The sequence below is a fragment of the Microcoleus sp. S1D4 genome (assembly GCF_036700765.1).
Lineage (GTDB): Bacteria > Cyanobacteriota > Cyanobacteriia > Cyanobacteriales > Microcoleaceae > Microcoleus.
This window is the reverse complement of sequence record NZ_JAUBPP010000004.1, coordinates 250,973-264,254: the sequence shown is the minus strand read 5'-3', so window position 1 is coordinate 264,254 and position 13,282 is coordinate 250,973. Positions and strand designations below refer to the sequence as shown.

9 protein-coding genes and 1 tRNA gene are annotated in these 13,282 nt (G+C 47.6%); all 10 read left to right on the top strand.

Translation table 11 applies throughout. The features are described from left to right. Positions 1–265 precede the first annotated feature (265 nt). Positions 266–1,168, top strand: a complete 903-nt coding sequence (locus QT998_RS06780; protein WP_194066011.1) for an SMP-30/gluconolactonase/LRE family protein — start codon at positions 266–268, stop codon at positions 1,166–1,168. Between the two features lie 148 nt (positions 1,169–1,316). Beyond that, the gene (locus QT998_RS06775) at positions 1,317–1,865 is read left to right on the top strand and encodes a DoxX family protein (protein WP_194066012.1); all 549 of its coding nucleotides are present in this window, start codon (positions 1,317–1,319) and stop codon (positions 1,863–1,865) included. Positions 1,866–1,912: 47 nt separating this feature from the next. Further along, the gene (locus QT998_RS06770) at positions 1,913–2,194 is read left to right on the top strand and encodes a hypothetical protein (RefSeq protein WP_333114811.1); all 282 of its coding nucleotides are present in this window, start codon (positions 1,913–1,915) and stop codon (positions 2,192–2,194) included. A 9-nt stretch (positions 2,195–2,203) separates the two neighbouring features. Further along, positions 2,204–3,355, top strand: a complete 1,152-nt coding sequence (gene gshA, locus QT998_RS06765; RefSeq protein WP_194066014.1) for a glutamate--cysteine ligase — start codon at positions 2,204–2,206, stop codon at positions 3,353–3,355. Positions 3,356–3,601: 246 nt separating this feature from the next. Continuing rightward, positions 3,602–4,063, top strand: coding sequence for a tRNA (cytidine(34)-2'-O)-methyltransferase (locus QT998_RS06760; protein WP_194010379.1), 462 nt, complete (start codon positions 3,602–3,604; stop codon positions 4,061–4,063). A 590-nt stretch (positions 4,064–4,653) separates the two neighbouring features. Next, complete coding sequence (locus QT998_RS06755) at positions 4,654–7,071, top strand: peptidoglycan DD-metalloendopeptidase family protein (RefSeq protein WP_333088903.1); 2,418 nt, start codon at positions 4,654–4,656, stop codon at positions 7,069–7,071. A gap of 138 nt (positions 7,072–7,209) precedes the next feature. After that, positions 7,210–7,282: transfer RNA gene (locus QT998_RS06750), tRNA-Met, on the top strand. Between the two features lie 126 nt (positions 7,283–7,408). Further along, the gene (locus QT998_RS06745; RefSeq protein WP_194010381.1) at positions 7,409–8,008 is read left to right on the top strand and encodes a peroxiredoxin; all 600 of its coding nucleotides are present in this window, start codon (positions 7,409–7,411) and stop codon (positions 8,006–8,008) included. A gap of 136 nt (positions 8,009–8,144) precedes the next feature. Further along, positions 8,145–8,708 carry a peroxiredoxin family protein gene (locus QT998_RS06740; protein WP_333114808.1) on the top strand — a complete coding sequence of 188 codons (564 nt, stop codon included), beginning with the start codon at positions 8,145–8,147 and terminating at the stop codon, positions 8,706–8,708. A 287-nt stretch (positions 8,709–8,995) separates the two neighbouring features. Continuing rightward, positions 8,996–13,030 (top strand): hypothetical protein, encoded by a 4,035-nt coding sequence (locus tag QT998_RS06735; protein WP_333114806.1) that lies wholly within the window; start codon positions 8,996–8,998, stop codon positions 13,028–13,030. Positions 13,031–13,282: the final 252 nt, after the last annotated feature.

Below are 13,282 nucleotides of genomic sequence, written 5' to 3'. Positions count from 1 at the left end.
AAAAATCTATTTTTTTTACCGAATTATAGGTTTTCAGCAAGTATTTTGGTTGAAAAACGGGATTTTGAAGTACCAGTTCGCAATTCCTCTAGTTAATTGACAAAGCAGTTCTTTTAGAGATTTTCATGGGTTCAACTTTACATTGTTGATGATTTTTTTATATCTATCGAATGGATGAGATTAAATTTATATCAAAAGACTGATTAGTATTTGAGCGCTCGTTGTTTAAGGATAAGAATAACGTTAAAAATAATATAAAATATCAATGTCTGAAGTCATCAATATTTATGACGATCGCCTGAAATCGCTTTTGCGCCCTGATGCTTCACTCCAGAAAGTTGTCAGCGGTGCCGTCTGGAGCGAAGGCCCGGTTTATTTCCATGAAGATGATAGCGTGGTGTGGAGCGATGCTCACGGCAATCGCTTACTGCGCTGGAGTCCCCGCCAGGGAATGAGCGTTTTGCGCGACCCCTCCGACTATCAAAGCGGTAATTACCGCGATCGCGAAGGTCGCCTTGTCTCGTGTTCGTCGGGTTTGCGCGCGATCGTCCGGCGCGAACACAGCGGCGAATGGCGGGTGTTGGTCGATCGCTACCGAGGATCGCGCCTCAACAGCCCCAATGACTTGGTAGTCAAGAGTGACGGCACGATCTGGTTCACTGACCCCCCCTACGGCCTGACGCAGCCCGACCAGGGATACGGCGGACAACAGGAACAGCCTGGATGTTTTGTGTACCGCTTCGATCCGGCGACGGGTGCGATCGATGCGGTGGTGACGGATATGTTACGCCCCAACGGCCTCGCCTTCAGCCCCGACGAAAGCATCCTCTACGTGTCGGATAGTTCTGCTTTCAATATGCCCCAAGGCTATCACCACCTCCGCGCCTATGATGTTGTAGCCGATCGCGCTGCAGACAACGGCCGGGTGTTCGCAGTCATCGAACCCGGTGAACCCGACGGGTTGCGAACCGACGAACACGGCAATATTTTTACAACTTCCAAAGATAGCGTGCAGGTGTACGCCCCCGACGGTACTCGTTTGGGGAAAATTCCGGTACCGGAGACTTGCGCTAACCTGACTTTTGGGGGAAAAAAACGCGATCGCCTCTGGATCGCTGCTGGCACATCTTTATATGCGATCGATCTCAACACTCGCGGGTGTCAATAAAGCTGTTCTCGCCACCTGCAATAGACCTCTCCCGTCATTCTTGTGGAACAGGCATCCTGCCTATTTTTTACAAGCTTTTGGAACAGAAGTCTAATAGATGTTTAATGATGTCCAATTTAGAATATCTCAATCGATTGGAAATGACCAAATGATTTACAAATTTGCTCTGGGTGTGGCGATCGCGCTGCTGTTCGCTCAAGTTTCAACTCATCTACCCGAACTAAGTTTCAAACTGCTCAGTTCACTCAATCCCGTCTATCCGACCGGCATTCTCGGCTGGGCACTTTTATTGCTGAGAGTTGGTGTCGGCGGGCTATTTATGCTGCACGGCTACCCAAAAATAACACATCTTCGAGAGTGGTCTGATGCTATGAAAATGCCGCTGTTTCTGTGCTTTCTCTCAGCAGCTTCCATGTTGGCTGGCGGAGTTTGTCTGATTCTGGGATTTCTGACACTATTAGCAAGTCTGCCGATTCTTGGTTCTATGCTATTCGCAATTTATTTAGATTTATCCAAAGGGTTGCCTTTTGTTGCTAGCGATCCCTATTTAATTCCCCAAGGGCAGTATGAAGGGCCAAATGGCAAGGGCGAACCGCCAAGCTGGGAGAAAGCTTTTATGTACTGTTTGATGCTGGTGGCGATCGCAGTTTTAGGGCCTGGTGCCTATTCGCTGGATGCTCTGATTTTTGGAGGGTAAAGAACCTGCAAGCGAACTCGATCGGTAAGCATTACCGGAGATGTCTGTTGCAAAAATTGGGAGGGGTGCCCTTCACCGCAAGTACGATCGCCACCAAGGCCGAATCAAACACGCCCGCGATCGAACAAACAGCCTTTGTGACTCTACAACCGCCCCGGAAACTGTTGGCGGTGCCCGCATTTGCATCTGCAAACGCTCAAACTCAAGTTCGCGCCCGCACACCCGGTTTCACTACCAGCAACCAAAAATTACAACTCTGCCTCGTGGCAGATAGTACGAACAGCTCAATTTTTGGGATACTAGAAACTAGCACTCAACTTATTATCTGAGGAACAAACGTGCTGCTATCAAAAGGCTTTGAAGTAGAAATGTATACCGGCACGCCCCAAGGTGAGGTTGTCGGTCTTTCCGATCGCATAGTCGCCAATTTAGAGGGATTTGTCCGGGAGCCTGATAGCCGCAATGTGGAGTACACGACTGCCCCGCTGTGCAGCTACGATCGCCTGCTGTGCGCCCTAGTTAAGCCCAGAGTCCGGCTGCGCGAGTATCTCAAACAATTGGGCGACTATACCTTGCTGCCTGGAAGTACCCTATCTCTCGGCGGGAGCGATCGATTTTACCGCTCCGATCCCAACAACCCCTACCATACCTACATTGAGCAAACCTACGGCACCAAAGTCGTTACCGCCAGCATTCACATCAACATCGGCATCTCCCAACCAGAACTGCTGATGCGCGCCATCCGCCTCGCCCGCGTCGAAGCACCGCTTTACCTTGCCTTGAGCGCCTCTTCTCCGTTTCTCGACGGCGAAGTCACGGGCTACCATTCCACTCGCTGGGGTTTGTTTCCCAAAACTCCCGCCGTCGTCCCCCTGTTTGAAAGTCACAAGCATTACATCCAGTGGACTGAAGAACAGTTAGAACTCGGCACCATGCAAAATGTCCGCCATTTGTGGTCTGCTGTGCGCCCAAATGGCGATCGGCGCCCCTACTGTCTCAACCGCCTCGAACTCAGAATTTGCGACCTCGAAGTCAATCCTCTGGCTTTATTGGCCATCACTGCCTTGCTAGAAGCTCGCATTTGGCAATTGATGGAAGACCCCAGTTTAGATCCTTTACAACTGAGCACCTTGTCGGCGGCTACCCGCAACCAAGACTTAGTTGCTCTCACAGATGCCAACGAAATTTCTGCATCCAGGCAAAGTTTGGATGCCGAACTCATCCACTGGCAAGATGGCAGAAAGATTTTGGCACGAGATTGGATTGAGGAAATTTACCAGGAGGTGTTCCCTCTTGCCAAGAAACGCGGCTTTAGTTGCTTTCTCTCGCCTCTCAAAAAGATTCTCCGGGAAGGTAACACCGCCCAGCAATGGTTGAAGCTGCACGAGGACGGTTTGGACACCCGCAGTATTATTCTCCAAGGGATTGATGGCATGGCTCACCAAGAATGGGAGCTCGAAGACAATTTGTGCGCCCAGTTAGTTGCCTAAACTATCTGCCATTCCCATCGCGGGGGCTTCTCACTAGCCCCTGGCTGTCCGTACTCAGCCCACAATTCCCATAGCCCGAATTTTGGACCCAGAAAAATTTGCCAAGCACAGCCCCAAAAAACAAATCAGAATATTTAATCAATCGCACTTTACAGAGGTTATAAATAAAAGCTATAACTGCTATCTACTTTTTAGGTATATTTATACTTCTCCCCAGAGCTGTCTTTTGCGTTTTTAATTAGCTTCATGCCCCAACTTGTCTTGATTCACCCGCAAATCCCCCCGAATACTGGCAATATTGCCCGCACTTGTGCTGCTACAGGCACGGAACTGCATTTAGTCGGCCCGCTGGGCTTTGAAATTACCGATCGCTACCTGAAACGCGCTGGCTTAGATTACTGGCCCTACGTTAACCTCCAATGTCACGAAGATTTGCCGGCTTTTCTGGCTTGTCGCCAACAGCGAGGGGGGCGATCGATCGGATTCAGCACTGGCGGGCGATGCAATTATGCCGAATTCCAATTTCAGCCAGACGATTGGCTGATGTTTGGCTCGGAAACTGTCGGCATTCCCCAGTTCGTCTTAGATGCCTGCGATGCCACAGTTTTTATTCCCATGAGCCAGCCTGGAGTTAGGAGTTTGAACCTCTCTGTTAGCGCCGCTGTGGGTTTATTTGAGGCTAAACGACAGTTGGGCGAACTCGGATAAATCTCGATCGACACCTACATACACATATAGATATTTAATCGCTGCTAGGGGCTGCTAAACCTTGATTTAAATATAAGAAATTTGTATCAAAGCGGTGAAATTCTAGATAGCTTTGATTAATATATTTTATTCATCCCAAAACATATTGTTATCAGCAATACAAAATTGCTCCCTAGATGATTAAGCCAGAAAAACAGAGGATTTCAGGGACTTAGGATACCAGGGATCGCCGTATTGTGCCTTGCTGCTATTGATATCTAGTAAATATACGGTTGTAGGTTGTCCGGAAATTAGCATAAAGTCGGATAATAGGTGAGAATCTTAGGCCGTGCCGGAACGCAAATTTTATTTGTTCGTTCCAGCTATTGCCGCGTAAGGCTTGTGGGTGTAAATTCAGCAGGTTTGACCGAGAATTTGAAAATTAATTACGGTTCGAGCTTGTCTAAATTTAAAAAGCAAGGTAATCTTGCCTAAGCATGATAGCTGTCAACAATCAAAATATTTTTGGTGGTTGATTTAAATTCAGCGTCATGGAATACCCTTGAGTGTTTCCAAGGACAGTTAGCGCTTCTCAGTAGGAGGTCGTTTTTTTGAAACGAACATATCCCCAAATTAAGCCTGTTCAGGCTAGTGAAATCGACGGAGACGGTTCATCAGAACCGTCCAAGCAGACAACGCTCAGCACTGGCAGAGTTCGCTCTCTCGCCACGATCGGGCTGGCAATATCTGTAGGTGCTTCAGGCATCCTGCTGCCGAGAAATGGAGACAGCGCTCGCGCGTCTGAACTCGCAACGGCAGCAAAATCTACCGCAGAAGTACAGCCAGTTTCGGCAAATGCACCCGCTACCTCGGCACAAGTTGACGGTTCCCGGGCCGAACAGGCAGGGGTTAAGGTTCAACAGGGACAAACCCTCTGGGAGTTGTCTCGGGACTATGAAGTTGCACCGCAGGCACTAGCAACTGCCAACGGTATCAAAATCGATACCGTACTCGAAGTTGGCCAAGAACTCAGAATCCCGACTGCGATGGCAGCGGCTCTACAACAGAACGCCGGCAATACTGCCGCGGTCGATCCCGAACAAAAGTTAAATCTGACTGGCTCCGAGTCGTTGGATAGTACAACTTCGTCATGGCAGCCAAACTCCGCGCCAGACCAGGAGACGATATCGGCACAAAGCTCGATCGAAGACCCTAACGCAGACTGGGCGATAGACAGTCTGAAAAAACAGGAAAACCGCACCACAGCATCAGGTCGGCCCCTGTCGGAGTCCTCGGTAAGAGCAAATTCATCTACATCTGCTGTAACGACTCTGGCATCCCCAGACTCTCCTACTCAGACAGCAATTCCAGACCTCAATACTACACCAGTAATTCTCAATGGCGGTGTCGGTCAAGCAGGCTCTGGCGATCGAGCATTCGAGTCCATTGAACAGTCTCTGGTAACACCCGGTTTGCCTTCGGCTGTGGTAGTCCCCCCCGCAGGCAGTACCGCCGCGCCAGAAACGGTACTGTACAGCGTCCGTCCGGGAGATACCCTAGATGCGATCGCCAAAGGTTACGGCGTATTGCCCAAAGAGCTGATCGCAGCCAACAAGCTCGGCAACCCCAACTTGCTGAATGTAAATCAACAGCTAAAAATTCCCCAAGTTGGGTCAAATAATCCCGCGGTGCAGGCGGCAGCCTCTGATTCTGCCTCCTACTCTAGATCTCTGTGGTCAGCAGCTTCGGTTCCCGCATCTTTGAACCAGAGTTCCTCTACCCCGGAAAGAACTGACTCGATAGTTACAGCATCCGCTCCTACAGCGCCTGTTGTCTCTCCCCTAGGGAACTTGGAAGGCCTGAACAATATTTCAGCGCCGATGGTTCCCAAAATCAACAGCATTTCGCTAACTCAAGTTTCTCAAACTATTAGCGACCCCGGTAAACTGGAGCTTCAAGGCGAACCAACTTTTACAGGTGCCGTTGACACCAGTGCCCTGCCTCAGCCAGCAAGTGCAACTGCTACCGCCATCGCTACGGGAGAATACCCCCAGCCGGTCAGCTTTCTGCCAAATGCTAGCACCCAGGGTTTAAATGCAGCGGACGGTAGCGCTTTACCTGAGTCGAATTCCGAGGCCCGTCCCGCAGGTCAGGCTCTCAACCCTTATGCCGAACGCTTGAGGGCTGAAGTTGGCAGGCTGCGAGAGGAATATCGCGCCGAACGCAATTCGATCGGCCCAAATGCAGTCTCCCTAGCTCCAACTGAGCAGGAGACGACTTTCGCCTCGACCAACCCGTCTCAGGAACTCCCAAGTGTAAATCCTGACCTCTACACTCCCGAGTACCCTGGGGCTGTGCAGAACGAAATCAGCAGACCGCCTTCGAGAGATTGGTCAGAGCAGGTTCAGAAGCAGCAGCAAGAGCGTTTTGACCCGGCTCGCGCCGCCGAACTCCAACCGATCGACCTGACGCCGAACTCGACTCTGGATCGGCCTGTGGTAGCAACGGCTCCTTTGGGTTCCCAGGGTTACGACCCCCTGAGCAACCCGTCTATGGGACGCATGGTTTCTCCAGAACTGCCTCCGCTTTCGGGCCCTGATACTTATCTGCCTAACGGCAAACAACGGTCTGCCAACGGGTTTATTTGGCCGGCTAAGGGCGTTCTCACTTCTGGCTACGGCTGGCGTTGGGGACGGATGCACAAGGGAATTGATATTGCAGGGCCGATCGGTACGCCAATTATGGCCGCCGACAACGGGGTGGTGACCTATGCACAGTGGAACGACGGCGGCTACGGCTATCTGGTGGAAATTACCCATGCAGACGGCTCAGAGACCGTCTACGCCCACAACAGCCGAATTTTGGTGCAAAAGGGTCAGACAGTCGCTCAAGGCGAACAGATTTCAGAAATGGGCAGCACCGGCTTCAGTACGGGGCCGCACTTGCACTTTGAAGTCCATCCCGCCGGACAGGGTGCAGTCAATCCAATGGCTTTTCTGCCTGACGATAGCTCTAGCGCTTCTAGGTAACAACTGGTCGGAAGTTATGGGTTTTGACTCATTATCAAAACTCATGACTTTGACTAGGAGTTATTAGAAATAATGTTGGATGGCAAGCAGCCATAGCTCGCCATACCATGCTACGATAGTAAATCGTGAAGTGAATTTGGCTCAGTGGCGCAGTGGTTAGCGCAGGGGACTCATAAGCCCAAGGTCGCAGGTTCAAATCCCGCCTGAGCCATCATTTCATTTAAAAAACCGCGCTCTCAAAATTGAGAGCGCGTTTTTTTGATTTTTTGACAAGATACTTGTAGTCGTTATGACTATGATATATTTGTAACAGTTCGTAAAAAAGGAAACAAAATCTATGACAAGTGAATGCCTCCGGGTTGGTCAAGCTGCACCGGATTTCGCAGCAACAGCCGTAGTGGATCAGGAATTCAAGACAGTTAAACTGTCAGACTATAAAGGCAAAAAGTATGTAGTCCTGTTCTTCTATCCCTTGGACTTCACCTTTGTGTGCCCGACTGAGATTACAGCATTTAGCGATCGCCATGAGGACTTCAAGAAAATCGATACCGAAATCCTCGGCGTATCCGTTGACAGCGAATTCTCTCACCTCGCTTGGATACAAACAGACCGCAAATCAGGCGGTATCGGCGACATCAACTATCCCTTAGTTGCTGACCTCAAAAAAACAATTAGTTCCGACTACAACGTCCTAGACCCTGAAGCCGGTATTGCCCTCAGAGGTCTGTTCATTATCGACAAAGAAGGCATCATCCAACACTCTACTATCAACAATCTTGCCTTCGGCCGCAACGTAGACGAAACCCTCCGCACGCTGCAAGCTATTCAACACGTCCAGTCTCACCCCGATGAAGTTTGTCCCGCAGGCTGGCAGCCCGGTGACAAGACTATGACTCCCGACCCGGTTAAGTCCAAAGTATTCTTTGCTGCGGTCTAACTTCATAGTTTTGAGTAAGCGAGTTTTGAATTAAAAAGTTTTTAATTCAAAACTCCCAACTATCCGGGCTTAAAATATCTGGTATTACCAATTACCAATTACCAATTACCAATTACCAATCCCCTAATTAGGAAATATGCTGACTTCTACAGATTTTAGCGGCTTGTTAAATCAGCGGTTTTTCCAAAATTTATTGCCTGTTCCCGCCACTAATGTTCTGAAGCTGGGACAGATGACTCCTGATTTTGAACTGCCGGATATTAATAATGATAAATTGGTGCGACTGTCGAATTACCGCGGCGATAGACCAGTAGTTCTGGCTTTTACGCGGATTTTTACTGAAAAGCAATATTGCCCTTTCTGTTTTCCTCATATTAAGGCTTTGAATGAAAGCTGGGAAAAATTTGCCGATCGCAATATAGAATTATTGATGGTAACTAGCACGGACGATCGCCAAAGCCAAATTGTGGTTAAAGATTTAGGCTTGAAAATGCCCCTGCTTTCCGATCCAGGCGTAAAAGTGTTTCGCACTTATCAAACCGGTCAAGCTTTGGGCGCTCCTTTGCCCGCTCAGTTTGTTTTGGATCGAGATGGAAAACTGCTATTTAAACATTTGTTTTCTTTCATCGACCACAATGCTAGTGTGGAAACTTTGCTGAAATATTTCGACAAGCAAGAAGACGGCAATACCCTATCCTAATACTTTGGTTGAAAAACCCGCTTTCTAAATACCCCTGCTTCCGCGAACTATGGAAGTTTTTAACCGCAGATACACGCAGGTGTACGCGGTTATTTTTATGTTTGGCGATAAATCTATCATGTCCGGCCTACAACCATAACAAAAAGCGTTCGTAGTGCGGACGACCCACACTACGAACAGGGACACGATATAACTCGTTGTGCCAATTCTCAGGGCGGAATACTCCGATGTTCGATCGGCATTAATCTAGACTATAGCTGGAATGTAGCTAGCACCAGTTTAAGCCGATGTCGTCTCCTAAAGGTCGATCGAGTAAAATTGAATTCAGCGTCTTAGCCTCGCACCCTGAGTTGTTGACAGGTTTAGAGACTTGGCTGCGGCTAGGCTTGATCGAGCCCGCTGAGGTTGAGCAATTGTGCCGACAATATTTAGTTTGCCCCCTGCCCGAACCCTCAAAGACGATCGCCCCAATTACTCAATCAAAAATACCCGCTCTCTCAACACAAAAAGCATTGCCCAGCACCGCTAAAAACGTTGTAGAGCGCGCAGAAACGGCTCGCACCCCTAATTTTGTTGCTCAAATTTTGCACTCGTTCATAGCCGAAATTAGCGTCGTGTGGCTGTTATTTTTAGGAGTGTTCATGGTAGTTGTCTCCTCTGGAGTCTTAGCTGCTAGTCAGTGGGAAAGATTTCCGGCTGCCGGACAATATGGAGTTTTGTTAGCTTATACTTTAACATTTTGGGCGATTAGCAGTTGGGCTAAAAAACAGGCTAATTTGCACTTGACTGCTCAAACTTTGCAAGAAGTAACACTGTTACTGGTGCCGATTAATTTTTGGGCGATGGACACTTTTGGATTGTGGCAATATCCCTGGAATTGGGCCGTAGCAATCGCCGCTGCACTTATTTTAACTTGGATAACGCGCGGGATTATTAAATCTCAGTATGAAAGCTTGTCGGGTAAAAATGTCACTTGCTCGATCGCCCTAAATCATTTGGGATTGAGTTATTTACACTGGGGTTGGGGATTTGTAGGCTTTTCCCTAGCTGCAGTTTATTTGGGTACCGTCGGAACTACTGCTGCTGGTGTTTATCAAGTTCAACAACAACGCTTACAATCTGTCCGACGCGGGGAAAACGCTGAAACCATCGCCGCTGCTTTTACTTCCAGCCCAGATTTTCTGACTTACAAAAAAGCTGCTTTAGTAGCCTATTCTTTAGGAATTTTACTGGGTCGGGCGATATTTGTCAAGGGCGTAGATATCGCTCAAATGGGTTTAGCTTTGGGGATTTGCGGCGTGCTTTTAGCATGGTTGGATTGGCAGCACCCTCTCGCATCTCGGACTATTACAAACAAGATATCCGACAACCCAAATCCCGGCAGTTTTTTTAACTGGCAATTAGCCGGAGGGGCTTTATTGGGTTTGGGCTGGCTGGTTTGTTTTCGCGAAATTCCCCTACAGGCGATCGCAGTTAGCGGATTGGCTATTTGGTTTTTTTATAGCCGCTTAGTGCGATTTTGGCAAAAGTTTGATTTGCTAATGCTTGAAGCGGTAGGAATTCAAACGATTTGGCTGTTTTGGCGAGTTGTTCCTTTAGGGATTAAAACACAATTTTCTACATTTTTAACTCAGCTTACCCACTCTGGGCAAACTCCTTGGGTTTTGTGGGGTGTTTTGCTCTTGCCTTATTTAATTTTAACCGCAACTGCGGCGCAGTGGCTCTACCGATCGCGCAAGTTTCAACTTGCCAGTTTTGGTGAAAATCTTGCTCTTGGTTTAGGCAGTGTTTTAACTGTTATTAGTTCCGTCAATCCTTTTTGGCGATCGCTCAATTTATTGGTTTCTACTTTAACTTTAGTTTGGATTACTTGGAAATACGTCATCCCAGATAATTCCCGGCGATTCTCAATCCCAGATTCGGCACTCGATCGCCAGCGAAATCCGGCATTTTTAGTTTACCTGACTCACATTCTGGGTTTAGGCGCGATCGCTTCGACAATTGACTTATTTTTTCCCAACCAAACACCCCATATTTGGGCAGGAATTTTATTGCTGTTTATGGCGGCTGAATGGGGATTTTTGGTCTGCATGAAAGCAGCAAATATCAGAGAAAATTCTGCCTTTTTCCGCTGGCATCCTGCATGGTTCCAAAGTTCTTGGAATCTGGGTTTAGGATTGGCGGGATTCAGCTTTATGTTGCTCTACAGTAATTTGCAGTCTCCCTGGGGTTTGATTTGGATGGCGGCACCTTTTGCTTTGACTGCTGTTGCTAAATATACTGATTTTCCTCACAAACAAGTCGCCAGTACATTCAGCGCGATCGCCCTAATATTAGCGCAATTTCTCATTTTGAGTTTTCCCGGATATCAGTTAATCGCTTTGGGTTTGGCTGCTGCGTTGATGTTAGTCAATACTTTCTATTTGGTAGAGGTACCGGCGGCTGCAATTTGTGTCGGATTTAACTTGGGTTTTGTAGCGGCGGTAATCGATCGATTAGGTTTTGTGTCTGGTTGGGCTTGGGGAATTGCTGGGGCGATCGCACTTTTGTGTCTCTGGTTGTTTCGCAGCACGATTGTTCGTGTTTCCAGCCGTTTCCCTCAGCCTTCTCGATTAGCTCAAATTTACGATCGAGCTTTAGATGGTTGGGCTGTCTTACTCGCCAGCTTGCTGTTAACAACTATTACTTTTTATTCTTTTGAACTCTACGCACGCCCTACCTTCAATTTCTCCGCCTCTGCTGAAGTATTGGCTGCTACTTTGGTAATCATGGCTGCGATTGTTTTCCGAAGTTTGCACCAACTTTCGCCTCTGGCAATTTATGCTTTGGCTTGGAGTTTGGAGTTGCTGACAGCAGTCGGTTTGAGTTTTGTCGATCGCACTGCGATTAATTTGGCTGTAGCGAATATTGCGATCGGGTTGTTTGCACAATTGATGGGTGATTGGTGGCGGCGGCGCAATTCCGACGATCGCACAATTTTACCCAGCATTCACGTTATACCTTTGGTTTACGGGTTGTTGGGTTTGATTTTGCGATCGCAAACTTTTGCTAACTGGACTGGTTTAACTGTGTTTGGTGCGTCTTTAATTGCGATCGGCATTGGTAGGCGTGAGCAACAATTCAAACCTCTGGTTTATTTAGGATTAATTGGTGTCTCAGTTTCTGCTGGCGAATCAGTGATTTATCAACTATTGCAAACACCGGGAGGCTCTTTTGGTGACGGTTTAATTGTGCTGGCAACCCTCGGTACAACTTTAACCTATATATATCGCATTTTGTCTCCTTGGCTTAGCAACTATTTGCATTTAACTAATGCGGGGTTGAAAATATTTGCTCACCTGCACTGGGTTTTGAGCAGCGTAATCCTAATTTTGGCTTCTACCAACGATATTAAATCCGGGATAAATTTAGGATTAGTCACCGGTGCTTTATTAGTGCAGTACGCTTTCTTGCAAGGGCGAAATAATCTCGATCGCCTGTGGGCAGAAATTTGGATTTACTTGGGCTGGCTAGAAGCCTTTGGCGTCCGGCTTTATTGGATAAATACGCCTTTAGTTAAGTACATTTCCGGGCCGCTGGGGCCGTGGAAAGTTGCTTTCGCTTCTTTATTTGCCTATTTCATTTATATTTTACCTTGGGATAACTGGGGTTGGTCAAAAAAACCTTGGCGGATAATTGCTTCTCTGATTCCCGCAGTAGCTATTTTGGAATCTCCGGCTAAGTTTTATCCGATTAGCTGGTTGATAGCTGCCGCGTTTTATATTTTCCTAGCTTGGGAAAAGCAGGAAGTCCGTTTTACCTACGTGAGTGTGGCCATAATTGACTGGCTATTGTTGCAGTGGTTTGCACAAATGGGATTGACTCTGCCTGAATACTACTTTACTCCTTTGGGGCTTTCTTTCCTTTATGTTGTTCAGTTCGTGAAGCGTAGCTATCCCGTAGGGAATCGCACTTTGCAACTACCAGCCCAAAAAACCCTGCGCCACACTCTGCGAATCCTCGCCACGGCGCTGATTTGCGGGATACCTCTTTTTACTCAGCAAAGCCACGGTTTAGTAGCGGGGGCTTTTAGTTTGCTAGCGATTGTGGCTGGTTTGGCGCTGAGAGTGCGGGCGTTTTTGTTTGTGGGGACAGGAATTTTCTTAATCAATGTTTTCTATCAGTTAGTAGTGCTGATTTTCGATTATCCACTGATTAAATGGGCGATCGGTTTGGCTTTTGGGATTGTATTTATCTGGATTGCTGCTACTTTTGAAACTCGGCGCGATCGCATTTCTGCTTTTGTGCAGCATTGGGTTGTACAATTGCAATCGTGGGATTGAGTCTTCCCTTAATCAACTCCTCTGACGTGGGGATATCGGTTTACCAAATATATATTTTTTTTCGATAAAATCTAAAAAAAACGCCCTTTTTTTTGGGGTCAAAGGCTTGACATTCCCGGCTTAAAAAGGTATCATGTGATAATGGAAGTGGTAGCAATTTTCAAATTTAAGCCACCACTTCCATTATCTAAAGTATAGCTTAGAAATCAAGCAAAATCAATAAGTAAAAATACCTTTTTTTGCGCCGCGATT